This window comes from Nonomuraea sp. NPDC049709 (genome assembly GCF_040674815.1).
In the GTDB taxonomy this organism is placed as follows: Bacteria; Actinomycetota; Actinomycetes; order Streptosporangiales; family Streptosporangiaceae; genus Nonomuraea.
Window position 1 is genome coordinate 100,554 of the sequence record NZ_JBFANM010000037.1, and the last position, 23,196, is coordinate 123,749.

General features: G+C 69.2%; 32 protein-coding genes and 1 tRNA gene. 17 read left to right on the forward strand and 16 right to left on the reverse strand.

All coding sequences use genetic code 11. The features are described from left to right. Positions 1–71: 71 nt before the first annotated feature. The gene (locus tag AB0J69_RS33160; RefSeq protein ID WP_364125375.1) at positions 72–362 is read left to right on the forward strand and encodes a hypothetical protein; all 291 of its coding nucleotides are present in this window, start codon (positions 72–74) and stop codon (positions 360–362) included. A gap of 57 nt (positions 363–419) precedes the next feature. Here AB0J69_RS33160 and AB0J69_RS33165 read toward each other — a convergent pair whose 3' ends face one another. Further along, positions 420–896, reverse strand: coding sequence for a GNAT family N-acetyltransferase (locus tag AB0J69_RS33165; RefSeq protein WP_364125378.1), 477 nt, complete (start codon positions 894–896; stop codon positions 420–422). A 118-nt stretch (positions 897–1,014) separates the two neighbouring features. Between AB0J69_RS33165 and AB0J69_RS33170 the strand changes: the two genes are divergently transcribed. The 3 genes from AB0J69_RS33170 to AB0J69_RS33180 all read left to right on the forward strand — a co-directional run bounded on the left by AB0J69_RS33170 (position 1,015) and on the right by AB0J69_RS33180 (position 4,436). Beyond that, a complete protein-coding gene (locus AB0J69_RS33170) occupies positions 1,015–2,937 on the forward strand; it encodes a hypothetical protein (protein ID WP_364125381.1) in 1,923 nt (640 codons plus the stop codon). Positions 2,938–3,033: 96 nt separating this feature from the next. Further along, a complete protein-coding gene (locus AB0J69_RS33175) occupies positions 3,034–3,417 on the forward strand; it encodes a winged helix-turn-helix domain-containing protein (RefSeq protein WP_364125384.1) in 384 nt (127 codons plus the stop codon). Further along, positions 3,381–4,436, forward strand: a complete 1,056-nt coding sequence (locus AB0J69_RS33180; protein ID WP_364125386.1) for a hypothetical protein — start codon at positions 3,381–3,383, stop codon at positions 4,434–4,436. The genes AB0J69_RS33175 and AB0J69_RS33180 overlap by 37 nt, the downstream gene beginning before the upstream one ends. A gap of 180 nt (positions 4,437–4,616) precedes the next feature. Here AB0J69_RS33180 and AB0J69_RS33185 read toward each other — a convergent pair whose 3' ends face one another. Further along, a complete protein-coding gene (locus AB0J69_RS33185) occupies positions 4,617–4,928 on the reverse strand; it encodes a hypothetical protein (RefSeq protein WP_364125389.1) in 312 nt (103 codons plus the stop codon). A gap of 215 nt (positions 4,929–5,143) precedes the next feature. On the opposite strand from AB0J69_RS33185, the gene AB0J69_RS33190 reads away from it, so the two are divergent. Continuing rightward, a complete protein-coding gene (locus AB0J69_RS33190) occupies positions 5,144–6,121 on the forward strand; it encodes an aldo/keto reductase (RefSeq protein WP_364125392.1) in 978 nt (325 codons plus the stop codon). A 78-nt stretch (positions 6,122–6,199) separates the two neighbouring features. Next, the gene (locus AB0J69_RS33195) at positions 6,200–6,511 is read left to right on the forward strand and encodes a hypothetical protein (protein WP_364125394.1); all 312 of its coding nucleotides are present in this window, start codon (positions 6,200–6,202) and stop codon (positions 6,509–6,511) included. 52 nt (positions 6,512–6,563) lie between these two features. Here AB0J69_RS33195 and AB0J69_RS33200 read toward each other — a convergent pair whose 3' ends face one another. After that, positions 6,564–6,728, reverse strand: a complete 165-nt coding sequence (locus AB0J69_RS33200; protein WP_364125397.1) for a hypothetical protein — start codon at positions 6,726–6,728, stop codon at positions 6,564–6,566. A gap of 225 nt (positions 6,729–6,953) precedes the next feature. Here AB0J69_RS33200 and AB0J69_RS33205 point away from each other — a divergent pair, with 225 nt between their 5' ends. After that, complete coding sequence (locus tag AB0J69_RS33205) at positions 6,954–7,154, forward strand: hypothetical protein (RefSeq protein WP_364125400.1); 201 nt, start codon at positions 6,954–6,956, stop codon at positions 7,152–7,154. On the opposite strand, the gene AB0J69_RS33210 is transcribed toward AB0J69_RS33205, so the two are convergent. Then, positions 7,144–7,482, reverse strand: coding sequence for a hypothetical protein (locus tag AB0J69_RS33210; protein ID WP_364125403.1), 339 nt, complete (start codon positions 7,480–7,482; stop codon positions 7,144–7,146). The genes AB0J69_RS33205 and AB0J69_RS33210 overlap by 11 nt on opposite strands. A 287-nt stretch (positions 7,483–7,769) precedes the next feature. On the opposite strand from AB0J69_RS33210, the gene AB0J69_RS33215 reads away from it, so the two are divergent. Continuing rightward, entirely contained in the window at positions 7,770–8,930 is a 1,161-nt protein-coding gene (locus AB0J69_RS33215; RefSeq protein ID WP_364125406.1) for a hypothetical protein, read from the forward strand. A gap of 358 nt (positions 8,931–9,288) precedes the next feature. Here AB0J69_RS33215 and AB0J69_RS33220 read toward each other — a convergent pair whose 3' ends face one another. After that, positions 9,289–9,660 (reverse strand): DUF5997 family protein, encoded by a 372-nt coding sequence (locus AB0J69_RS33220; RefSeq protein ID WP_364125409.1) that lies wholly within the window; start codon positions 9,658–9,660, stop codon positions 9,289–9,291. A gap of 54 nt (positions 9,661–9,714) precedes the next feature. On the opposite strand from AB0J69_RS33220, the gene AB0J69_RS33225 reads away from it, so the two are divergent. Both AB0J69_RS33225 and AB0J69_RS33230 read left to right on the forward strand, forming a co-directional pair. Next, positions 9,715–10,470 carry a LysR family substrate-binding domain-containing protein gene (locus AB0J69_RS33225; protein WP_364125412.1) on the forward strand — a complete coding sequence of 252 codons (756 nt, stop codon included), beginning with the start codon at positions 9,715–9,717 and terminating at the stop codon, positions 10,468–10,470. A 78-nt stretch (positions 10,471–10,548) separates the two neighbouring features. Beyond that, entirely contained in the window at positions 10,549–11,217 is a 669-nt protein-coding gene (locus AB0J69_RS33230; protein ID WP_364125415.1) for a 1,4-alpha-glucan branching protein, read from the forward strand. Positions 11,218–11,222: 5 nt separating this feature from the next. Here the strand turns inward: AB0J69_RS33230 and AB0J69_RS33235 are convergent, their stop codons facing one another. Next, entirely contained in the window at positions 11,223–11,453 is a 231-nt protein-coding gene (locus AB0J69_RS33235) for a hypothetical protein (protein WP_364125418.1), read from the reverse strand. After that, on the reverse strand, positions 11,450–12,418 hold the full coding sequence (locus tag AB0J69_RS33240) for a TetR/AcrR family transcriptional regulator C-terminal domain-containing protein (protein ID WP_364125421.1): 969 nt from the start codon (positions 12,416–12,418) through the stop codon (positions 11,450–11,452). Before AB0J69_RS33240 ends, AB0J69_RS33235 begins: the two co-directional genes overlap by 4 nt. Positions 12,419–12,517: 99 nt before the next feature. Here AB0J69_RS33240 and AB0J69_RS33245 point away from each other — a divergent pair, with 99 nt between their 5' ends. The 5 genes from AB0J69_RS33245 (at position 12,518) to AB0J69_RS33265 (ending at position 17,787) form a co-directional block, all read left to right on the forward strand. Further along, positions 12,518–13,600: a hypothetical protein gene (locus tag AB0J69_RS33245; protein ID WP_364125423.1), complete on the forward strand. Its 1,083-nt coding sequence runs from the start codon at positions 12,518–12,520 to the stop codon at positions 13,598–13,600. A 508-nt stretch (positions 13,601–14,108) separates the two neighbouring features. After that, positions 14,109–14,591, forward strand: a complete 483-nt coding sequence (locus tag AB0J69_RS33250) for a pyridoxamine 5'-phosphate oxidase family protein (RefSeq protein ID WP_364125425.1) — start codon at positions 14,109–14,111, stop codon at positions 14,589–14,591. A gap of 831 nt (positions 14,592–15,422) precedes the next feature. Then, on the forward strand, positions 15,423–15,887 hold the full coding sequence (locus AB0J69_RS33255; RefSeq protein WP_364125427.1) for a hypothetical protein: 465 nt from the start codon (positions 15,423–15,425) through the stop codon (positions 15,885–15,887). A gap of 252 nt (positions 15,888–16,139) precedes the next feature. Further along, complete coding sequence (locus AB0J69_RS33260) at positions 16,140–16,415, forward strand: hypothetical protein (RefSeq protein ID WP_364125430.1); 276 nt, start codon at positions 16,140–16,142, stop codon at positions 16,413–16,415. A gap of 151 nt (positions 16,416–16,566) precedes the next feature. Beyond that, a complete protein-coding gene (locus AB0J69_RS33265; RefSeq protein WP_364125468.1) occupies positions 16,567–17,787 on the forward strand; it encodes a replication initiator in 1,221 nt (406 codons plus the stop codon). Positions 17,788–17,806: 19 nt separating this feature from the next. On the opposite strand, the gene AB0J69_RS33270 is transcribed toward AB0J69_RS33265, so the two are convergent. Both AB0J69_RS33270 and AB0J69_RS33275 read right to left on the reverse strand, forming a co-directional pair. After that, positions 17,807–18,865: an IS3 family transposase gene (locus AB0J69_RS33270; RefSeq protein WP_364125436.1), complete on the reverse strand. Its 1,059-nt coding sequence runs from the start codon at positions 18,863–18,865 to the stop codon at positions 17,807–17,809. Continuing rightward, positions 18,862–19,272 carry a hypothetical protein gene (locus AB0J69_RS33275; RefSeq protein WP_364125439.1) on the reverse strand — a complete coding sequence of 137 codons (411 nt, stop codon included), beginning with the start codon at positions 19,270–19,272 and terminating at the stop codon, positions 18,862–18,864. Before AB0J69_RS33275 ends, AB0J69_RS33270 begins: the two co-directional genes overlap by 4 nt. 79 nt (positions 19,273–19,351) lie before the next feature. Here AB0J69_RS33275 and AB0J69_RS33280 point away from each other — a divergent pair, with 79 nt between their 5' ends. After that, complete coding sequence (locus AB0J69_RS33280; protein ID WP_364125441.1) at positions 19,352–19,504, forward strand: hypothetical protein; 153 nt, start codon at positions 19,352–19,354, stop codon at positions 19,502–19,504. Between the two features lie 57 nt (positions 19,505–19,561). Here the strand turns inward: AB0J69_RS33280 and AB0J69_RS33285 are convergent. The 7 genes from AB0J69_RS33285 to AB0J69_RS33315 all read right to left on the reverse strand — a co-directional run bounded on the left by AB0J69_RS33285 (position 19,562) and on the right by AB0J69_RS33315 (position 22,716). Beyond that, positions 19,562–19,636 (reverse strand) — tRNA-Val (locus AB0J69_RS33285). A gap of 17 nt (positions 19,637–19,653) precedes the next feature. Beyond that, positions 19,654–20,595, reverse strand: coding sequence for an ROK family protein (locus AB0J69_RS33290; RefSeq protein WP_364125444.1), 942 nt, complete (start codon positions 20,593–20,595; stop codon positions 19,654–19,656). 148 nt (positions 20,596–20,743) lie between these two features. Then, positions 20,744–21,022: a hypothetical protein gene (locus AB0J69_RS33295; RefSeq protein WP_364125447.1), complete on the reverse strand. Its 279-nt coding sequence runs from the start codon at positions 21,020–21,022 to the stop codon at positions 20,744–20,746. Between the two features lie 53 nt (positions 21,023–21,075). After that, positions 21,076–21,531 carry a peroxiredoxin gene (locus tag AB0J69_RS33300; protein ID WP_364125450.1) on the reverse strand — a complete coding sequence of 152 codons (456 nt, stop codon included), beginning with the start codon at positions 21,529–21,531 and terminating at the stop codon, positions 21,076–21,078. A 35-nt stretch (positions 21,532–21,566) separates the two neighbouring features. Then, positions 21,567–21,998: a DUF3052 domain-containing protein gene (locus AB0J69_RS33305; protein ID WP_364125452.1), complete on the reverse strand. Its 432-nt coding sequence runs from the start codon at positions 21,996–21,998 to the stop codon at positions 21,567–21,569. Positions 21,999–22,116: 118 nt separating this feature from the next. After that, a complete protein-coding gene (locus AB0J69_RS33310) occupies positions 22,117–22,524 on the reverse strand; it encodes a secondary thiamine-phosphate synthase enzyme YjbQ (protein ID WP_364125454.1) in 408 nt (135 codons plus the stop codon). 9 nt (positions 22,525–22,533) lie between these two features. Beyond that, positions 22,534–22,716, reverse strand: a complete 183-nt coding sequence (locus tag AB0J69_RS33315; RefSeq protein ID WP_364125456.1) for a DUF1918 domain-containing protein — start codon at positions 22,714–22,716, stop codon at positions 22,534–22,536. Between the two features lie 106 nt (positions 22,717–22,822). Between AB0J69_RS33315 and AB0J69_RS33320 the strand changes: the two genes are divergently transcribed. After that, positions 22,823–23,196, forward strand: a 374-nt coding sequence (locus AB0J69_RS33320) for a hypothetical protein (RefSeq protein ID WP_364125459.1), incomplete at its 3' end; no start/stop codon positions are given.

The following is a 23,196-nucleotide window of genomic DNA, read 5'->3' on the forward strand; positions in this document are numbered from 1 at the left end:
GGAAACACGCTCGTAATGATCGGTTACCCGGCCCTTCCTGGGGTAACAGCACTCACAGCAAGGGGGGAAACATGATCAAAAAGCTTCATGACATGGGTGTGCGCTCGAACCACATGTACACCGCGGGGGTGGTGTCCATCGCGCTGTCCTGCGCGAGCTGGTTCGTGTCGAGGAACGCCGAGTCGGCTGGGCTGGACCGGGCCGACAGGTGGGGGATCTTCATCGGGGAGTGGGCGCCCACGTTCTTCGCGCTCGGGATCGCGCTCCGCATGGAAGAGACCCACCGTGACCTCGAAGAGCCGGGGACGGGGATGTTCGACGAGGCGGAGCGCGTACGCTCGCGGTCGCACGCCGGCGTTTAACGGATATGTCACGCAGGTCACGTCACTGTGCGTGACCTGCGTGACGTGTGTGTGCGGTCAGTCGCGGCGCTCGGCCAGGCGCAGCAGCGGCTCGTCGGTCAGCCGATAGCGGAACCAGTCGTCCTGGTTGACCGCGCCGAGCTTCTCGTAGAAGCGGATCGACGGCTCGTTCCAGGTGAGGACCGCCCACTCCAGGCGCTGGTATCCCCGCTCGGCGCAGATCTCGGCCAGCTGCCGCATCAGGGCGACGCCGTGGCCGCCGCCGCGGTGCTGCGGGCGTACGTACAGGTCCTCCATGTAGACCCCGTGCACGCCGCGCCAGGTGGAGAAGGTCAGGAACCACAGCGTGAAGCCGACCACCTCGCCGTCCTGCTCGGCGATGTGGACGTAGGCGGCGGGGTTGTCACGGAAGAGCGTGTCGCGCAGCTGCTCCTCGGTCACGCGCACCTCGTGGGCGGCCTTCTCGTACGTGGCGAGCTCGCGGATCATGCTGACGATCTCGGGCACGTCAGCGGGCGTTGCAGGACGAATCATGGGAGCCAGGGTACGTGCCGCTGAACCCTGCCCAATGTGCAATACGTCCTATACCTAGAACGGTATTCCACGAACAGTTGAAGCGCTCAATCAAGACAACCGACAGGGGAGCGGAATCGTGAGCGTTGCACAGGGGCTGGGGGTGCACCCGCCCTCATGCGCGGATCTCAAGCTGGCCCTCACGCTGGGTGAGCGCGCGCTGTTCGTGAACGGCGACCTGCAGACCGCGCGGCGCTGGTTCGACACGGCCTACCGGTACGCGGAGGCGTGCGCCGACCCGCCGGCGCTGGCGCGGGCGGCGCTGGGGCTGGGCGGGATCTGGGTGCACGAGCACCGGACGTGCGCGGAGTCGGAGATGGTACGCGCCCGGCAGCGGCACGCGTTGTCGCTGATCGACCCGGCCTCCTCGCTCGCGCTGCGGCTGCGGCTGCGGCTCTGGGGCGAGGAGGACTACCGTACCGGCGGGCACGAGGAGATCATGCGCCTGCTGGCGCGGGCCAGGGGCTCGGGCGACGACCTGGCACGGGCCGAGGCGCTGAGCCTGGCGCACCACTGCCTGCTCGGCCCCGAGCACGGGGCGCTCCGGATGGAGCTGGCCGGCGAGCTGATCGGCCAGGCGGCGGTCACCGGGCGCAGGGGCGACCTGCTCATGGGCGTGCTGTGGCGCACGGTCGACCTCTACCTGGCCGCGGACCCGCACGCGGAGCGCTGCCTGGAGGAGTTGCGCCGCCTGCTCGACGGCCACGCCCACCTGGCGGTCGGCTACGTGGTCAGCGCCATCGAGGTCATGCTCGCCATCCGCGCGGGCCGCTTCGACGAGGCGGAGAAGCAGGCCGGCGAGTGCTTCGAACGCGGCGTGGCGGCCGGCGACATGGACGCGACCGGCTGGTACGGCGGCCAGCTCGGCGCCATCCGCTGGTACCAGGGCCGCGCCGCCGAGCTGCTGCCCGTCCTGTCCGACCTGGTCAGCTCCCCCACGCTCGGCCCCATCGACCACTCCTACGCGGCCGGCCTGGCGCTGGCGGCGGCCGTGGCCGGCGAGCGGCGCCTGGCGGCCGGGCACCTGGCCCGGTTACGCGGCCGGGACCTGGCCGGCCTGCCCAGCTCCAGCACCTGGCTGATCTCGATGTACTGCGTCGTGGAGACCGCGTACCTGCTGCGGGACGCCGACACCGCCGCCCGCGCGTACGCGCTGCTGAGCCCCCACGCCCACCTGCCGATGATGGCCAGCCTCGGCGTGGCCTGCTTCGGCTCGGTCCGGCACTCGCTGGGCATGGCCGCGCTCACCACCGGCGACCTGGACCTGGCGGTCGGGCACCTGCGCGCGGCCGTGCACGACAACCTGGCGCTGGGCCACTGGCCGGCCGCCGCGCTGTCCCGCTGCCGGCTCGGGCAGGCGCTGGCGCTGCGCGACGGGCCGCACGACGAGGTGGCCCGCGTCGAGCAGGCAGGCGCCGCGCGGGAGGCCAGGGAGCTGGGCATGGTGCTGCCGGCGGTGGTCGGGCGGGCGTCCGCGGCGGACGGCGCGTGCCGCTTCCGCCGCCACGGGCGGCACTGGCAGGTCGAGCTGGGCGGGCGGCTGGCACTGGTCGACCACAGCGTCGGCATGCAGCACCTGGCCACGCTGGTGGCCAACCCCGGCCGCGAGATCCTCGCCTCCGACCTGGCCGCGGGCACGTGGCGGCCGGAAGGGGAGGGCGAGTCGGCGCAGCCGCTCCTCGACGACCAGGCCAGGGAGACCTACCGGCGGCGGCTGGCACAGTTGCGGGCCGAGATCGACGAGCTGGAGTCGCTGAACGACCTCGAACGGGCGTCGGCGCTGCGGCTGGAGCACGAATGGCTGGTGGCCGAGCTGTCCGCCGCGACCGGGATCGGCGGCCGGACGCGGCCGTTCGCGGGCAGCGAGGAGCGGGCCAGGATCGCGGTCGGCAAGGCGATCAGGCGGGCGCTGGGCCGGATCGCGGCCGTGGACCACGTGATCGGTGCGGAGTTGCGGGGGTCGGTGCAGACGGGGGTGCGCTGCTCGTACCGTCCGCGGTGACCCGTGCGCGGAACGCGGCTGGAACGGGATGTCACGCCTCCAGTGGGGGGCCGCTTTCCCGTTCTTCCACCGCGTACCTTCACTGGGGGACATTCCATGCGCCATCCGCAAAGGCTCAACGTGCCGATCCAGCTCGCGCGCGATGTGCCGGAGCCGCTGCAGGACCAGCTCGCCGCCCAGCTCCGCTCGGCCATCGCCGGCGGGCAGCTCGCGCCCCGCACCCGGATGCCGTCCACCCGCACGCTGGCCCTGGTGCTGGGGATCTCGCGCGGGGTGGCGCTGGCGGCGTACGAGAGGCTGCTGGCCGAGGGGCACATCTCCAGCCGCTGGGGCTCCGGCACGTACGTGTCGGGCCCGATCACCACTCCGACGCACCCGTGCCGAACCAGGTTCGCCACCCCGACGCACCCGTGCCGGACCCGGTGCCCGGCTCTCGCCCGCACGTGCGCGATGCGTCTCACCGCCGGCCGGCGGGCCTGATCGCGGCGGGCGGCGGCGAGGCGGTCATCGACCTGCGGTCGGACCGGCCCAGTGCCCAGGGGTTCCCGCTGGCCGCGTGGCGGGCGGCCTGGCTGCGGGCCGCCCGCCAGGCACCGCCTCTCGACGCGCCGCCCGCCGGGCTGCCCGCGCTGCGCGCCGCGATCGGCGCGTACCTGCGCGACACGCGCGGCCTCGTGCTCGACGGGCACGAGGTGATCGTCACGGCCGACGTGGGCGGCGCGCTGGAGCTGGTCCTGCGCGCGCAGGGCGGCCCCGACCCGGTCATCGCGCTGGAGGACCCCGCCCCGCCGGCGTTACGGGCGGCGCTCGGCCGGCTCGGGACCGTGCTGCCCCTGCCCACGGACGGCGCGGGCGCGCGCCCCGACCGGATCCCCGGCTCCTGCGACATCGTGGCGGTCCTGCCGGAGCGGGGCGCCCCGCTGGGCACCCGGATGACGGTCGATCGGCGCCGCGCCCTGGCCGCGTGGGCGCGTGACAGCGGCGGCCTCGTGCTCGAACCCGCCTTCGACGGCCTGTTCAACGCCGCGCTCGGCCCGCGCCCCAGCGTCCTGGCCCTCGGGGACGCGTGGTCGACCGCCATGGTGGGCTCATTCCGCGACGTCCTGACGCCGACGCTGCGGCTGTCGTTCGCGGTGGTGCCGCGGCGGCTGGCCGGGGAGATCGAGGACGGCATGTCCGCCGGGCCGTCGTTCAGCTGCCAGCTCGCGGTGACCGACCTGCTCACGTCGGGCCGCGTGGCCGCACGGGCGGAGCACCTGACGACCCTGTACGCCGCCAGGCGGGCGATCGTCCGCCAGGCCCTGGGGGCGTACCCGGGCACCCGGCTGCTCGGCGCGCACACCGGCGCGGCGGCCACGCTCCTGCTCCCGGCGGGCCTGCCGGCCGCGTCCGTGATCAGGCTGCTGCGGGCCCGGCGGGTGCAGGTGACCGAGCTGGCCGCCTTCCACCACCCGGACGGCGCCCCCGGCAACGGGATCGTCTCAGCTACGGCCACCTGAACGAGGTCTCGCTGTGCCGGGCACTGCACGCCATGACGCGCACGCTCGACGACCACCGTCTGGCCCGCAGAACGGCCGCATAGATGGGCGCGGACGTCGCCGCCGAGATCCGCGCCGGGCGGCTGCCGCTCGGCTCGGGCCCGACCCACACGGGAGCCTGCCCCCGCCGAGCCGGGCCGGTCACCCCCCGGGCTCGCCCCGCACGAAGGCGTTGACGATCATCGGCAGCGACGCGTCGAGCCCGACCACGTTGAGCACCCGCTCGTCCTGCGGGTCGCCGATCGTGTAGCCGGCCGCCGTCATCGCCGCGATCACGACGTTGACCTGCGGGTTGAGTGCCCGTCGGTACGCCTCGAGCGCCTGCGCCGGGTGCGAGCGCCTGGCCCAGGTCTCGTTGTCGGTCAGCACGACGACGCCGTCCACCTCCATCCGCTCGCCCAGCGCCCACGTGAACGGCAGCGACAGGTCGGTGCCGCCGCCCGAATCGCCCACCGGCTTTCCTCGGTTGCTCTGCCATCTGAGCTACGTCCGGCGACGCCGGGGCCACCGTGGCGGCGGGACTCGAACCCGCGACCCACTGATCCCATGACCGACGGGCTTCGACCCGCGCCCCTGCCGACGGTACTGAAGGGATGACCCCGGCCACACCTGGTTTTCCCTGCACACGGCACACTGGTGCTGGTCACGTAAGAGAAAGGTTGACACCCATGGAAGAGCGCGTTTTGGGACGTACCGGGCGCCGAGTCGGCGTGGTCGGCCTCGGCGCCTGGCAACTCGGCGCCGACTGGGGCCAGGTGACGGAGGACGAGGCCGTCGCCACCCTCCAGGCGGCGGTGGACGGGGGCGTCACCTTCATCGACACCGCCGACGTGTACGGCGACGGGCGCAGCGAGCAGATCGTCGGCCGCTTCGCCAAGGACCGCCCGGAGCTCACCGTGGCCACCAAGATGGGCCGCCGGATGGAGCAGATCCCCGCCAACTACGTGATGTCCAACTTCCGGGCCTGGAACGAGCGCTCCCGGCGGAACCTCGGCGTGGACACCATCGACCTGGTCCAGCTCCACTGCCCCCCGACGCTGGTCTATTCGACGGACGCCGTGTTCGACGCCCTGGACACGCTGGTCGCGGAGAAGAAGATCGCCGCGTACGGCGTCAGCGTCGAGACCTGCGAGGAGGCCCTGACCGCCATCGCCCGTCCGGGCGTGGCGACCGTGCAGATCATCCTCAACGCCTTCCGGCTCAAGCCGCTGGAGCAGGTCCTGCCGGCCGCCCGCGCCGCCGGGGTGGGCATCATCGCCCGGGTCCCGCTGGCCAGCGGCCTGCTGTCCGGCAAGTACGACGAGCACACGACGTTCGCGGCCGACGACCACCGCAACTACAACCGGCAGGGCGAGGCGTTCGACGTCGGGGAGACGTTCTCGGGCGTGGGCTTCGCCACGGGCCTGGAGGCGGTCCGCCGCCTGGCTCCCCTGGTGCCGGCGGGTCTCACCATGGCCCAGTTCGCGCTGCGCTGGATCCTGGACCAGGAGGGCGTCTCGGTCGTGATCCCGGGGGCCCGCAACCCGGCCCAGGCCGCGGCCAACAGCAGCGCCGCCTCCGTGCCGCCGCTGGACGCCGCCACCCTGGACGCGGTGCGCGCCGTCTACGACGACCTGATCCGGCCCCAGGTCCACGACCGCTGGTGACCATTGACGCCGCCGCCTACATTTAGGAAACTTTCCTAAGCATTCTCGCCAGCTCCACCCTTCCCCCAAGGAGCCATCATGCACGCGAGAAAATGGGCGGCCGGCGCCACCTCGGCCCTCCTGACCTCTGCCCTGCTGGCCGTCGCCTCCCCCAGCGCCGCCGCCACGCCCACCGGCTGCACCGCACAACTCGACACCCAGACCCGCGGGGCGTGGAGCCTGTGCACCTCGGGCACCGGCGAGCACCGGATCCGCGTCCTGCAACGGCACTTCCTGCCGGAGGTCGGCCTGATCCCGATCGAGGGCCCGTGGCAGCCCGTCGGCACGGTCTCCTACACGGGCATCACCCCGCACACGACGGTCAACATCTGGGTCGAGACCCGAGGCTGACCACCGACAAGGCACCGCCCGCCCCCCACCAGGGGGACGGGCGGGACTCGGCCTACAGGCTCTGCTGCGGGTTGGCCGGCAGGTAGAAGTTCCAGCTACCGCCCCCGTCGTGCGACCCTCCGGCGGGGCAGACCCCGTTCGTCGGAGCCCCGTTCCACCAGAGACCGAAGCACTTGCGGCAGTGCCGCCAGTTGTCCTGCTTAGTCGTGTCCGCCATGACTCTCCCCCCAGGGTGACCAGCAATGTGGCGCCTGAGCGCCCGCACCTCCAGAGTCGCCTCCGGCGGGACGAGGGTCATGAGTACCCCCTACTCAATCCGGACCAGCCCGCAACCAGGACCTGGACGACGGTGTCGATCCCCGGCGCCGGCAGGTCCACGACCTCACGAGGCCGGGATCGTGGCCACGACCGCGTCCCAGGCTCTCGTGCTCGACGAACGTGCATGAAACGGATGAGCCCCTTCCAGGACGCACCGGGCGACGAGTACCACCTGCGGCGGGACGGCACGCTCCTCGCGACCATCCGCCCCACCGAGGGCCACATCGACACTGCTCCGCCTGCTCCGGCGACACACCCGCTGCCCCCCGAGCGGCCGCGGCCCATAGAGGCGCCGGGCCGCGAGGTGGCACGTTTCAGCAGGTGACGGTCTTGTCGTACGACCCCACCTTGAACGTCCATTCGCGCGAGCTGCCGTGGGCGAGCGTCGCGCAGGGGCCGTCGGGCCCCCAGCTGATGACGACCTTGACCCGCACGGTCCTGCCGCACTCGTTCCGCAACCACACGATCAGGCCGTGCGGCTGCTCGTCCACCACCCGCGCGACGCACCCGGGGGCCGTCCCGGCAGCGGCGGCGCGCCCGGCGACCGCCCCGGCCGCCGAGGCGGGCCCGCCCGCCCCCAGCAGCAACCCACCGGCCGTGACGACCCCCGCCAGTACGGCGAGCGACGATCTGACGATGCGCAAGCTCTCCATCGAGCGATCCACCCTTTCCCCGCGCCTCTTGAGCTTCTTCCCTCGCACCCCCGGACGCTACTACGCATCGCACATATGAAGTAACTCTAAGTTACACAACCATCTCCTGCCAGGTCAGGCCCCGCGAGGCGACCCGAAACCGAACCGGCAAGGCCATTCATCAGCGCTACGGAAACGCCCATCGACAACCGCGGAACTCCCGCCAGAATCCCCATCGTCATCGCTCTGCTGCAGGGCACCGCCTAAGCTCCTTTCGGGATTCCAAACGGGGCAACGGGGGCTCGACAATGCGACGGACTCGGCTGTTCGCGTTCCTTCTCGCCTGCATCCTGCTGGCCGCGGGAGCCTTCTATCTGGGCCACGACGACGAGCCGCCGAGCGCGGCACCGGAATGGAATCCGGGCCCATTCGACCCGCCCGTGCAGTACGCATTCATTCCGGAGAATACCGACTGCCACAGCGACCTCACCGCGTCACCGGAGGAAGACGCCGAGCCCGCCGTCGTCACGTGCAGCGAATGGCGGCTGCACGTCAACTACACGATGGGCGAGGGAAGACAGGACCTGGACATCACCTATGGTGCCGGCTGCAGCGGCGACGACGACGCCGAGCCAAACGAATGCTCGAGCGATGTCCAGCTCCCCGACGCCGTCAGCCAAGTCCAGGTGGACGCCGGTCGTCGCCGGCAAAGTGTGCGGCTCGCCGTGACCCCTGATGGCCACTTCGTCGCGTACTTCAGCAAATCGTGGATGCGCTACGTCGCCTGGGACCTGCGCACCGGACAACGCGCGGCCATCTCGCCCCGGCTGGACGCAAAAGCGCTCGCAGACGTGAGCGGCGTGGAAATCTCACCCGACGGCCGCTTCTTCGCGGTCGCGTTCACCGGCGCGCGACCCCGGCTCCTCCTCACCGAATTCGCCACCGCCCGCACTGCCACTTTCCCCGGCTTCTGCGGCGTACTCGGCCTGAGCCGGGCCGCCACCGCGATAGCCGCCCACCGCGTTTGTCTTGATGCCGGAGAGGACGACCCGGCCGGTCGTACCATGACCCTGCTGAACCGCCAGGGCGCCACCACCGGCGAATGGACCGGCGGGGAATTCACCGGCTCCCTTTCCCCGGACGGCCGCCGGACGGCCGAGGTGCTCGCCACCTACGGCGAGGACGGCCAGGAACACCTCGTCCTCCGTGACGCCGGGACCGGCAAGGTCACGCGCAAGCTCGGACTCCGGCTCCTCTCGGAGCCGAGCGACGCCGTCGCGTACGGCTGGCTCGACGACGACGAGTTCCTCGTCGAGGCCGATACGCCGGAGTCCGTCGGCTCGTTCGGCTATTACGCGGTCAACGTCCGGACAGGCAGGTCCGCGCGGCTCGGACACCTGCCGCTGGACCTGGGCGCACAAATGATGCCCGGCAAGCTGCGCGTCGAGAAGCAGCGGCCCGCCCGGTAGTTGATCAGGCCGCGAAAGCAAAGCCTTGGCAAGCGCTTTCCAATGCCGATAAAAACGTTCCGACCACTACCGGGTCGTGGCCGCGGGAGCGGGCTCAAGTGAACTTCACAGTGGTGTGGGCAGTCTCATCAGGCATCGGCTGCGCCGCGACAGGAATCTGGTTCTTGATCTCATCGACGGCCTCCCGCCAAACACCCTGACCATGCTTGACCGCAAGACCGTCGCGCGGAATCCGTCCTCGGAGTCTCTCGCCGAAAGCCAGCGGCTGTTTCCCTGTGGAGAGGACGAAGCCGGCGCGGAATCTCGTGCCGAGCACTCTCAGCCGCGGGTCGGAGGCGTGGTGCGGCGGCTCGGCTGGCTAGCGTTGCTTGAGGCGGAGCGCTTCCTTGCGGTTCTCCGCCTGGACGGCCCGCTCGCGCTCCAGCCACGCCGGGTTCTCCGCCTTCAGCGCGTCGATCTCAGCGGTGGTGAGCGGTTCGGTGATCCCGCCTCTGATCAGGCCGGAGATGGAGACCCCGAGCTTCGCGGCGATGACCTGCTTGGGGTGCGGGCCGTTACGGCGCAGGTCGGTGAGCCACGCGGGCGGCGTCGCCTGCAGCTCGTTCAGCTCGTCCCTGGAGACGACACCCGCCTGGAACTCGGCGGGAGTCGCCGAGAGAAGGACACCCAGCTTCTTGGCCGCGGTCTCGGGCTTCATCGTCTGGATGGTCTTCGACTTGGACGAGGTCATGGCGCCAAGCGTAGTCAGTCGGAACGGGTTCTCTGACATCGGTACGCTGAGGAAGTGACTGATGGGGAGACCGGCAGAGAGTTCCGGCTGGCGTACGTGCCCGGGGTGACACCCGCGAAATGGGTCAACGTCTGGGCCGAGAGGATGCCCGACGTGCCGATCACCCTGGTCACGGTTCCCGCCGCCGAGGTGGTGGCACTCCTGCGGGAGGGCGGCGCCAACGCCGCGTTCGTCAGGCTGCCGGTCGACCGCGACGGGCTCAGCGTGATCCCTCTCTACGTGGAGACCACGGTGGTCATGGTGCCCAAGGACCACGCGGTCACGGCCGCCGAAGAGGTGACCTTCGCCGACCTGACCGACGACGAGGTGTTCCATCCCCTGGACGACACCATCGAGTGGACGACCCGGCCCGGGCTGCCCGCGTTCACCCGCCCGCCCACCACAGCGGCCGCGGTCGAGCTGGTGGCGACCGGCACCGGGCTGGTCCTGGTTCCGCAGTCGCTGGCCCGCCTCCACCACCGCAGAGACCTCACCTACCGCCCGGTGTCTGACGCTCCGCAGTCGCAGGTCGCGCTGGCCTGGCCCACGGACGCGACCACTGACCTGGTGGAAGATTTCATCGGCATCGTCCGCGGCCGGACGGTGAACAGCTCGCGAGGCCGTACCCCCGCCTCGCCTGCGGAGAAGCCGGCGGAGAAGCCTGGAAAAAAGCCGGCGCAGCGGCAGGCGCGAAAGCCCGCACAGAACGGCTCCGGCCGCCGGGCCGCGCCGTCGTCCAGCCGCAGAAGGAAGGGCAACCGGCCCCGGTGACCTGCCGCCCCGACCCCGCTCTGCGGCGGATGGGAAGATCTGAGGACCGTACCCGCTCGACGGAAGAGAATCCTCGGCATGGCCGTCATCCACAACACCGCCCTGAAGCCGACCAAGCTGGAGCTGCTCACCTCCTGGCTGCCCTCCCGCCCGTGGTACTCCGGCGGCGCGAAGGGACCCGAACTGGCCAAGGCCGGCGGCTTCCGGCTGGACGACCCGCAGGGCGCGGTCGGGATCGAGTTCATGGTGGTCACCGACACCTCCGGCGCTGACCCGGCCGGCTACCTGGTGCCGCTCACCTATCGCGGTGCCCCGCTCGACGGGGCGGAGCACGCCCTGATCGGCACCATGGAGCACGGGGTGCTGGGGCGGCGCTGGGCCTACGACGGCTGCCACGACCCGGTGCTGGTCACCCAGTTGCAGGCCCTGATCGAGGGCCGGGTCCAGGCCCAGGACCAGAACACCAGCGACACCCCCGACCGGGAGGTCACCCGCTCCTACCTCGGCGACGGCCTCGCCGCCACCGACTTCACCACCGCCGCCACCGACGACCAGGAGGGTACCGAGCTGCCCGCACCGCGGGGTACGACCCTCCGCCTGCACCGGCTCCTGCGTCCCGGCGCCCCGGACGACACGCCTGCCCTCCCACCGGACGCGATCGGCCACGTCGCCGGCTCCTGGCACATGCCGGATGGCACCCGCACGCGAGGGCTGTTCGCCGTCTTGCGCACCGTCCCACGCGCCTAGGCATCCTACGGACGGCCAGGACCGCTCTCCCGATCATCCCGGAGCCGAGTCCCCGCCGGAGGCGTATGCATCTGATCATTTCGTTCCACCAGCGCCATGACCCCTGACGCCAGCATGAAGGCAACCCCGATGAGGGCGAAGGTGACGCCCGAAGTGCCTCCCGACGTGAACGCGGCGACAACGAGGGCGAGTAAGCCAAGCCCGACGAAGCAGAGCAGTATGTCGCGGTTCTTCATGGCGAGCGATCGTAGGGCTGCGCGGCGCCTGGCGCATAGACGGGCCCCGCCGCCGTCCGGTCCTGCAGCAGTACGGCGAAACCGTCGAGATGGCGCGCCAGGCTGTACTCGAACAGGCCGTCCAGATCTGACACCGTCTCCCCAGGAATCGTGGCCAGCAGGGGAAAACGTCCACTGTCGAGGAGTTCGTCGGATCGGTGCTGCTGTTCGAGCCACCACCGCGTGAGGGTCACACCGGTCTCCTGCTCCGCCTCGACCTCGTCGGCCCTGGACAGGGCGACGGTGACGACCAGGGCGTGCAGCGCGAGTGCCTCTCGAATCCGTGTCGTCATGGACAGCCCCAGCCCGTCGAGCGCGCGCAGGGTCCACTCGGTGTGGGCCATCATGTTGGGCACGAGCAGCGGGCGGGTGAACGAGATGGCCCTGGGCAGCCAGATGTGCCGCTGCCCCAACTGCCACTGCCGGCGGGAGACCAGTTCGAGCTTGGCCCGCCACCCCTCCGGCCCGGGGGCGGGCAGTTCCGATTCGCCGAAGACCTCGTCGACCATCTGCGTCACCAGTTCGTCCTTGTTCGCCACGTGCCGGTAGAGCGACATCGGGCCGACGCCGAGTTCGGCCGCGAGCCGCCTCATGGACACGGCACCGAGCCCCTCGGCGTCGGCGATCGCGATGGCGGTGCGGAGCACGTGCTCGCGGTTCAGCGCCTGCCTGGGAGGTGGTTCCGGCTGCTGGAGGTCCGCTCGGGCGGCGACCACCGTACCGGCGCCGACCCTCGCCACGACCAGCCCCTCGTCGCGCAGGGCCGCCATCACCTTGGTGGCGGTCGCGATCGCGACGCCCCAGCGCTGAGCGATCTGCCGGATGGACGGCATCCGCGCGCCTGACCGCAGGTCGCCGGAGAGGATCCGGGCACGCAGCTCTTCGGCTATGCGACGGTAAGGCGGATCCTGGCTCGACGATTGCATGAGATCCTCTTAGTGTACTAGTTCACTTCTTCAGGCTACTAGTTCACTTTAGCGGCATTACCTGGTGGATAGCGGAAATTGAGTCAATACGCTGTACGCATGACACTTGTTACACCGTACGCAGTCAGATTGTGGCACCGGCCGTTGATGGTCATGGTGGCGGCGATGTCGGCGCTCATCGTCGTCGCGGGCTTCGGTCTCTTCGTGGACGGCCGCGAGCTCATGGAGCAGTCGATCTGGGCGAAGCCGTTGAAGTTCGGGGTCTCGTTCGTCGTGTACGGCGCCACGCTCGCCTGGATGCTGCCGCAGCTCCGCAAGGCAAGGCGCACGATGTGGACCCTCGGAACGGCCTTCGCCGTCGCCGGGCTGATCGACGTCGGCTTCATCGTGGTGCAGGCGGCCCGCGGCACGTACAGCCACTTCAACGCCGAAACTGACGCATTCAACGCGATCGGGCAGCTGATCTTCTCCACGGGCGTGATAGGGCTGTTCGGAGCGAGCCTGCTCATCGCCGTCATGCTGCTGTTCCAGCGGGCCGGTGACGCGGCACTCACCTGGGCCCTGCGCGCCGGGATCGGGCTGGCCGTCCTGGGCATGGCGCTGGCGTCCTTCATCACCGGGTCGACCTCGACGAACGGACCCCGGACGGTCGAGGACGCCTACGGCAACCCGGTGTCACTCGTGGGGGGGCACGGGGTGGGCGTGCCGGACGGTGGCGGCATGCCGATCACGAACTGGAGCACCGTGGGCGGTGACCTGCGCGTTCCGCACTTCATCGGCCTGCATTCCGTCCAGGTGTTCGTGCTGGCCGTACTCATCCTCACCGCCCTAGCGACCCGGATCACCCGGCTCCGCCACGAACGCGTACGCGCTCAGCTGACCGGGGTCGTCATCCTGGGATACACCGCGCTGTTCGCCATCACGGCGTGGCAGGCGCTGCGCGGTCAGGCCCTGATCCACCCCGACGCGGCCACGTGGACCGCCCTCGCGGTGACGATCTTCGCGACCGCGCTGCTGGCGGCTCTGACCCTCACGGCGGCCCGCCGCCGCATCCACCGGCCGGGACCAGATCGTGGTCCGGCGATCGGTCGAGGAGGTTGGCGTGCCGGCGGATCAGCCGAGAACGCTTCAGCCCCGGCCGCGCCGCCCGCAGCCGGCCCTGACTTCGCCACCAAGATGTAGATCCACTGTGGGGATTCGGAACTCTGGCATGTACGGACGCGCATGAATCAGTCACTCTGAGTACAAGGCCCAATCGGTCAACGGAGGAGGCACCGAATGATCCCAGGCTGCGGAAGCTGCAACTGTGACGATGTGATGTACCAGGGCACACCGTCGCACTGGACGCAGTTGCACGTCGAGTAGGAGACGCGGCAGGAGCCCCGCCGAACCGTGATCGTCGGGGCTCTTCCCCCACTCACGGCAGCCATGCCCCTACGCGCTCCTCAGAGCCAGGCGACGTGAACCGCCCGCTCGTTGGCAGGTCCTCGCACGCCTCCGGCAATGCCCGCTCGAATCGTCGCTCCGGAAGCAAGCACATATAGCGCCCTATCCAGCCTGAAAGGTGTTCTGACCTGGGCAGGCGGTACGGGGTTCGAACCAGTGGCCCCAAACTTGTAAGAGTAGCTATTCACTCACCGGAGCTGTTTGTCACTCAATCTCCCGAGTTGTAGACGGTACGGTTTACGCCATGGACACCGGGGATCTTGAAGCCAAGGGTCGGGCCATTATCGACGGCAACCGTTTCATGACGCTGGGGACCGCGAACACGGACGGCGAGCCCTGGGCGTCGCCAGTCTTCTATGTGGCCGACGGTTACTCGACGTTCTACTGGATCTCCTCACCCGAGGCGACGCAGGTCCGCAACATCGCGGTTCGGCCTCAGGTCGGCATCGTGGTGTTCAACTCGCAGCAGGAGCCGGGCTCCGACGAGGCGGTGTACATGGCCGCCACAGCGTGCGAGCTGACCGGAGCCGAACTGGACCGGGGCCTGGAGATCTACCTGGGCGCGGCGCCGTTCGGCAAGGGACCGGAGGCTTTCCGACCTCCCGGCCGATACCGGGCGTACCGGGCAACGGTGACCGAACACTTCATGCTCTGTCCGCAAGCGTCCAGTGAGCCGTGCCCGGTGCACGGCCGCACATCCGACCACCGCATGCCGGTGCTCCTCTAGACGTGACCTGACGTGACTGGGCACTCGTTGTCAGGCGCCCCCGTCACGTTCCGTGCTCGTTGCCCTCTGCCCGTCTACCGTCGTCCAACCCACACGGGTAGCGGGCCAGCCCTGCGGCTGGCCTGCTGAGGCTTGCCCTGCGATGGCGGTAGGCGGGCAGGCTCCCACGGCAACCCACTCAGACGGGCAGGGAACGATCTCGGCTGCCCGGAGCCGGAGCGCCCCCGCCGGAGGCATGCAGAAGGCCCTGCGGTGACCGGCCATGCCGCAGCGGATGGGACACGACTCCGTCCGCGCCGCGTTGATCCACCAACACAGCACGGCAGAAGCCGAACGCAAGATCGCCGATTCCATGACCGACAAGATCTACCAGAGCAACCCCGGACGACGAAGATGGATCTTCAGGAGCGCTCGCCCGCGTGACCCAATGGCACGCTAATGGCACGACAGCCCCGTAGCATGATCGCTACGGGGCTTCTTGATACAGGTGGGCGGTACTCGGTTTGTCACTCAAGCTCTCGGTGCCCCGCGCGTCAGAACCTCTCTCCTGGCCTGCCCCGATCTCCCGCGATAGGACTCGAACCAGGATCCCACCGTTTTGATCAGTCCCGGGTAGTCCAAGTGTGAGGTCAGCACGTAGCAGGGAATTCAATTCCGGTCGCAGCGGCTCACTCTGGTTGGCTCCCCGCTGGGCTCCCCTTCAGCCCCTCAGCCGATCACGGCGACCAGGAGGGCCTGTCAGTGCATGCGCCTCCACAGTCGCAACCAGACGACTAGGCCAGCTGGCGACCTATTTACCACAACTCCCCAACGGCCCTATCGTCTCTGATCATGAAAAGGGTTGTTCGCTGGATCTTAATTGTGGGCTTGGGTCTCACAGTCTTGATTGGTATTGCTTCGATCCCACTACTCTCCGATGTCTGGGAGCACAGGAGGGTCTGTGAAGCGAACTTCGATAGCGTCGAATCAGCCCTCGTACTATTCGACATCCTGGATACCGCCCCGGCCGGTACCGCGCCGGAGGGCGAACGTGATCGTTCATGCACCGATCCTGACGATCACCATGCCAGCATCAGCCGCTCCTACCGTCTATTAGGACAGACTGTCTCGCGACAGGTCGTTGAGGGCTTCTACCGGGACCTCGCCTTAAGCAAGGGGTGGAAATCTCACTCATTTCAGGGGCCGAGTTGCATGGTCATGGAGGTCGAGGGTACAGAGATCGGTCTCGACGTTTGGTTCGACCCCGAGTCGGATGACTCCTCATACACAGTGAGCGCATCCACCTGGCCATGCTGAGGTGATCAACAGCCGACTCCGAAGGGCTTCGCTCGTCACCTCGGCTCCGCGCCGACCAACGCCCCATCAACCTCCAACGCGGCGCTCAAGGAAGCCCGGCTTGCCAAGGGCTGGTCACAGGCCCAGCTCATCAGGCGGCTACGCGCCGCTGCAGAACGTCTCGGTAAGAGCAGCGATCTGCCCTACAGGGACGAGTCTCTGCACGTCTACATCTCCTGCTTCGAGAACGGTCGCCGTGCCGTCCCCTACCGGATGAGGCCCATCTACCTGGAAGCGCTCGACGCTCCTGACCTCAACCTCGGCTTCGTCCAGATCACCGAAACCGTCGTAGTCCACTGGGAAGACCACCCGGACCAGATCCCGGATCCCGATCTGCAGCGGGTTCTCGACTCCGCGCTCATCACCGCGCCCGAAGTCGTCCAAGTACGCTTCACGCTCCTGCTGGCCAAAGTGCCCGTAACTCTCGCCGAAACTGACCCGGCACCGACAACCCCGTCCAGGCATCTGCACCTGGTGACCAGCCAGTGACACCTGGATCCGTCCGCCCGGCGGCCCCTCCTCCGGCTCCGACCCACGGTCATCACAGCCGGATCGATCCGGGGCCGTCCGGCCCATCCTCGACACCGCGATCGTTCAGACCGCCCTGCAACGCGCCGCACACCCCGGCTACCCCGTCTGGCTGCACCACGTCGAATCAGCCGCCGCCTGCACCCGCCCGATCCGGTTGCACGGCAACCTGGCCACCATCGACACCCGCACCGGCGAGATTCTCACCCAGCGCCACACCTCGACCCTGCCGGACGGCGTGATCTACAAAGCGTGCGGCAACCGCCGCCACACCGTCTGCCCCGCCTGCGCCACCACCTACCAACACGACGCCTACCACCTGATCCGCGCCGGACTCGTCGGCGGCAAGACCATCCCCGACACCGTCCGCAGCCACCCGGCCGTCTTCGCCACCCTCACCGCCCCCTCCTTCGGCCTCGTCCACACCCGCGACGTACGCCACTGCGCCTGCCGTGACAAAGCCCGCTGTACCTGCCGACCGGCTCCCTGCCACGCCCGCCGCGACGCACCCACCTGCCCGCACGGAACCCCACTGGTCTGCTGGCAGCGCCACGCTCCCAGCGATGAGCAACTCGGCCGGCCTTTGTGCGCCGACTGCTACGACCACGCCCATCACGTCGTGTGGAACCACCACGCCGGAGAACTCTGGCGCCGCACTAAGCAACACGCCGAACGACACCTCAACCAGCTCGCCCGGCAACGAGGTCTGCCACGAGTCCGGCTCTCCCACGGCAAAGCCGCCGAATACCAAGCACGCGGCGCAGTCCACTTTCACGTCCTGCTCCGCTTGGACGGCATCGACCCCGGCCAGCCCGATGCCATCACCCCACCTCCAGACGGCATCAGCACGGGCGACGTCATCGCCGCCGTCACCTGGGCCGCCACCACCATCGCCTGCACCACCCCACCCCATCCCGACCAGCCCGGCAGCTGGCGCATCACTTGGGGCAGCCAGCATGAGATCCGGCCCATCACTCTGTCGGCTTCCGGCGATGCCCTCGATGACCAGGCCGTAGCCGCTTACCTGGCTAAGTACTCCACCAAAGGCACTGAAGCCACCGGCCACACCTCCCAGCGGCTCACCGCCGACACCATCGACTTGTACGCCAACCCTCACGGCACCCACCCCGAGCGCCTCATCGCAGTTGCTTGGAAACTCGGGCAGACTCCTGAATGGGCCGGACTGCGCAGGTGGGCCCACATGCTCGGCTTCGGCGGACACTTCCTCACCAAAGCCCGCCGCTACTCGATCACCTTCGGCTCCATCCGGGAACAACGAGCCGCTTATAGACGCGCACACGCCCTCAACAGTGGCCGGAACCTGTCAATTTGATCAAGGCAGCTGGGCTGGATTAATCCTGTGTCGAGTTCTCTGTGGTGACCTCTTGGGCGGCGTTCTTGGGCTTGTTGATCCACGCCGGGCCGGGTAGGTCAGGCGGGATGGGAGTGCCGCCGCTGGCGATCCGCTCGGGATGGGCGCTCTGAGCGGCCGTCAAGACAGCGGCGCGCCGGTCGCGGATGGTGGCGGCGCGGCCGTAGTGCACGTCCACCGGATGGTGGTAGCCGATCCCCGAGTGGTAGTGGACGTGGTTGTACCAGGCGTAAAAGCGCTGGCAGAAGGCGCGGGCGTCCTCGATGGAGCCGAAGATGGCCGGGAAGGCGGGGCAGTACTTCAGCGTCTTGAAGCTTGCCTTCACGTGCGGGTTGTCGTTGCTGGTTTTCGGGCGGGAGTGGGACTTGGCCACGCCCAGGTCGATCAGCAACTCGGCGACGGTCTTGGAGGTCATCGACGAGCCGCGATCGGCGTGCAGGGTGAGCGTGCCGGGATCGATGCCGTGCTTGCGGGCGGTCTGGGCGATGAGCATCTTGGCGAGATCGGCGGACTCGCGGGAGGCGACCATCCAGCCGACGACGTAGCGACTGAACAGGTCGATGATCGTATAGAGCGAGTACCAGACGCCTTTGCCTGGGCCGCGGAGTTTGGTGATGTCCCAGGCCCAGACCTGGTTCGGGGCGTCTGCGACCAGCTCGGGCACCGTCCGGGGCGGGTGGGTGGCCTGCCGGCGCCGATCTCGGCCGGCCTCGCCGTGCTGGCGCAGGATCCGGTACATCGTGCAGACCGACGCCAGGTAGGTGCCCTCGTCCAGCAGGGTGAAGGAGGCCGTGGCCGGGGCGGCGTCGGCGAAGCGCTCGTTGAGCACGGCGCGGACGCGCTCGCGTTCGGCTTGCGACAGCGTGGCCGGGTGCGGCTTGCGTGTTGCGGCCGGGCGGATCGGAGCCGGGCTTTGGCGGTTTTTGCGATACCAGGTGGCCTGCGCAACCCCGGCTGCCTGGCAGGCCATGCGCCGTCCGAGCAGCGGCGTGAGTTCGACGATCGCCTGGTCCTGGGCGGCCTGGAGGAGCTGGTTCACCGCTCGCCCCGAGGCGTCGAGGTCTCGCTGCTGGTGGCGAGCTGATCCAGCAGCGCGAAGAGCTTTCCCTGCACCTCGATCACCTGGCGGGTCTTGCCGAGCTCGGCGCGCAGCCGCTCGACCTCCGCCTGCAGCGCGTCGATCTGCTTGTCCCGCGGATCGGCCTTCGGCCGGCCGACCGGCCGGGCCAGCGCCTGCTCCGCGCCATGATCCCGCGCCGTGCGCCAACTGGAGATCAGCGACGAGTACAGGCCCTCCCGGCGCAGCAGCGCGCCCTTGCCGGCCTTGTCGAGCTGGTCGTACTCCTCCAGGATCCGGGCCTTGTAGGCGGCGGAGTAGGTGCGCGGACGTCCTCGTTCGCGTACCTGAGGGTCGGGGATCTCCGGATCCGGCTTGCTTGCTCCCACGAAGGGATGTCTCCTTCCCCACCCTCAGCACAGAGTTTCATGCCTGTTTGTTACCTCTGTCTATTTTGACAGGGAGGGGATGGGACACGACTCCGTACGGGCGGCGCTGATCTACCAGCACGGCACAGCAGAGGCCGACCGCAAGATCGCCGACGCGATGAACGACAAGATCAATCAGAACAACCCGGATGACGATGATGGATCTTCAGGCGCGCTCGTCCGCGTGACCTAATGGCACGTTAATGGCACGACAGCCCCGTAGCATGATCGCTACGGGGCTTCTTTCTGCTGGTGGGCGGTACTGGGTTCGAACCAGTGACCCCTCGCTTGTAAGGCGAGTGCTCTACCGCTGAGCTAACCGCCCCTGATCGGCACTACACCTTACGACACCAAGGGCCCCGATCGCACATCCATCGCCCACCCGGGGCCCAGCTCAGGCCGCCCCGCCGCGCGCCAGCCCAGCAGGGACGCCCCGAGCATCCCGGCGTCCACCCCGAGGGCGGCCGGGATCAGCGGTGGCGCCTCGCGGAAGGCCAGGCGCTTGATCAGGCGCGTACGCACCGGGTCGAAGAGGGCCGGGCCGGCTTCCGCCAGGCCGCCGCCCAGGACGATCACCGAGGGGTCCAGCAGCAGCGTGTACGTCGCCAGCGCCAGCGACAGCGCCTCCACGGCCTCGTCCCAGACCTCTATGGCGATCGGGTCGTCCGAGGACACCACCTGCTCCGCCTTGACGCCGTCCAGACCGGCCCGCTGGCTGTAGCGGCGCCCGACCGAGGCCGCCGACGCGTACGTCTCCAGGCACCCGAACTGGCCGCACGCGCACTGTTCCCCGTCCGGGAACACCGGCGTGTGTCCGATCTCGCCGGCCCAGCCGGAGGCGCCGCCGTACGGCTCGCCGCGGATGATCGAGGCACCGGCGATACCCGTGCCTATGGGGAGGAAGAGGAAGTCGGAGATGCCGCGGCCGGCGCCGAGGATGCTCTCGGCCAGGCCGCCCGTACGTACGTCGTGCCCCAGCAGCACCGGGATGTCCAGGGTGGTGAAGTCGGTGGCGGGGACGTCGCGCCAGCCCAGGTTCGCCGCGTACACGGCCGAGTTCTCGGACACCAGCCCCGGCACGGCCAGCCCGACGCCGGCGGGGATGCCGTCGCCCGAGGCGGCCAGGTGGCTGATGAAGTCGGAGATCGCGGCCACGACCGCGTCCGGCCCCTCCGTGCGGGGAGTCGGGCGCCGCTCGCTCAGCAGCACCGCGCCGGACTCGCTGACCAGGCCGCCCTTCATGGACGTGCCACCGACGTCGAGCGCGACGACGAACGAACTCATTGCGGACACGATAGGAGACGATAGCGCAGCTCAGTAAATGTCCGGAAAAGGTGTGGGAGAGCGGGCGGCCTCAGCCGCTCACCAAGCCCCGAAACCCCCGGTGAGCCCCAGGGCACCTGCGACGGCCCGCCGACGCCCCCAGAGGCCGCTACGCCCGCCCCAGCACCCGGTTGAGCGCCGCCTCCACCTCCGCCGACAACCCGGGCGGCGGAGCCACCGAGGCCGGGCCGAGCGTCTCCGACGAGCGGGCCATCCGCACGGCCCCGCAGGACCGGCACTCCACCTCCCCCAACCGGCAGATCAGCGCCGTGGACTTGCAGGTGGCACAGGAGTCGAGGTCGAGGTCGTGCAGCCGTTGACAGTCCGGGCAGATCAGCACCTGGGACTCGTTGCGCACCCCGCGCTGCCACGGGCTGGCACCGCGCACCGGGTCTGTCTGCCGGGCCCCGCAGCGGTAGCAGGGCATCCTTCCCTCCGAGGTCATGAAATGTCGGCGAGTGCCTTGACGTAGTCGGCGACGTCACGTGCCGAGGAGATCGGATTGACCACCGACCACCGGATCACGCCCTCGCCGTCGATGATGAAGGTCCCCCGCTGAGCGAGCCCCTTCGCCTCATCGAACACACCGTACGCCCGCGCGACCTGTCCGTGTGGCCAGAAATCAGAGAGCAGGGCAAAGGTATAACCCTCGCGATCCGCCCATGCACGATGCGTGAACACGGAGTCCACGGACACGGTGAGCACCCGCGCCCCCTCGATCGGGTGATCGCGCAGGGCGGACAGCTCGCCGTGACAGATCCCGCTGAACGCCAGCGGGTAGAAGACCAGCACGACCTTCTCGCCCCGAAACTGAGCCAGGCTCACCGGAGTGCCGTGCTGGTCCTGCAGCTCGAAATCCGGAGCCAGGGCGCCGACCTCGGCAGGATGTGCGTTCACACCAACATCCTGCCGTACGGCTGACGCTCAGGCTCCTATCGGCGGCTGCCCTTCGGCGGGACGAGCCTGGTGCCGGACCAGTCGGGTGCGGCGGAGATGCTGCTGGTCTGCGAGAGACCCGCGGTAGCGGCATCCTCCCCGATGTCGCTCGGCTCCACGTGGCCATCGCGCCCGGCCTTGGGAGTCAGCAGCCAGATCTGGCCTTCGTTGGCGAGTGCTCGCATGGCGTTGGTCAGAGCGTCGAAGAGGTCTCCGTCGCCGTCGCGCCACCACAGCAGCACCACGTCTACGACGTCGTCGCTCTCCTCGTCCAGCAGCTCGTTGCCGGTCAGGTCCTCGATGGAATCGCGAAGCTCGTCGTCGACGTCCTCGTCCCAACCGATCTCCTGCACCACCTGACCCGGCTTGAGGCCGAGTCGTTCGGCCAGGCCGCGCTCGCCCTGCGCCTGACCCGCGGTCGCGCTCACGTTTATCCCTCCTGCTTGAGTGGCCCCGCTTATGCGGTTTATCGCTTCGGCACAGTCCACACGCTGTGACCCTCAGTCGTCAACGGTCGCCACGGGTCCGGCCTGTGCCCAGGCAAAATCAATCAGACAAAAACGACAGGCGAACCTGGCGTTGCGGGTTGTCGACGTTGAGGTCCACCAGCGCGATCGACTGCCACGTGCCCAGTGCCATTCGCCCGCCCAGCACGGGGATCGAGGCGTACGGCGGGATCAGGCCGGGCATGACGTGTGACCTGCCGTGGCCGCGCGAACCGTGGGCATGACGCCAGCGGTCGTCGGCCGGCAGCAGATCGCGCAGCGCGGCCAGCAGATCGTCGTCACTGCCCGAGCCGAGCTCCAGCAGGGCGACGCCCGCGGTCGCGTGCGGCACGAAAACGTGCAGCAGCCCGTCCTCACCCTGGGCACGAACGAAGTCGGCACATTCGGCCGTGATGTCGTGCACCGTCTCTCTGGAACCAGTGGCCACAGAGATGATTTCAGATCTCACAGGGAAATCTTACTTAGGCACAACGACGGCATCAGGGCCGGGAAACACCAGCCCGGTGTGCCCGTCGTCGAACCTCACCATGTACGGGGGCCCGCCGTCCATGCCCTGGACCTCCGTGATGACTCCGCTCCGGTCCCTTTCGCCAACGGTATTCCCGTGCACCAGGAGCCGGTCTCCTACCGTCGCATTCATACCTCCCACATTGGTACGCGGAATGCCGGAGGAAAAGACCGATTCATAAGTTTTGCTCCCCCTAGAGGGGGAGGAAGAAAGATGACCAGACCGTTACGCTGCGCGGATGTGGCGTTTCGGCCTGCGCGGCAAGATGGCGGCCTCGTACGTGCTGGTCACCGCGACCGCGGTGTTCCTGGTCGAGGCCGTGATCGCGGCCATCTACCTGATCCCCTGGGCCAACGCCACCGATCTGGCGGCCGTGCTGCAGGAGCAGGCGGCCAACGACACCACTGTGCTGAACCTGGAGGTGGCCAGGATCGCCACCACCCGCCCCGGCCTCTCGCCCGCCGAAGTCCTGGCCGCGGTCGTGGCGGAGACGCGGGACAGGAAGGTCGCGGACGACGCCCGGCCGCGGGCGGTCCCGGGCGAGGTCCTGCCGCGGGCCGTCCCGGGCGAGGTCCTGCCGCGGGCCGTCCCGGGCGAGGTCCTGCCGCGGGC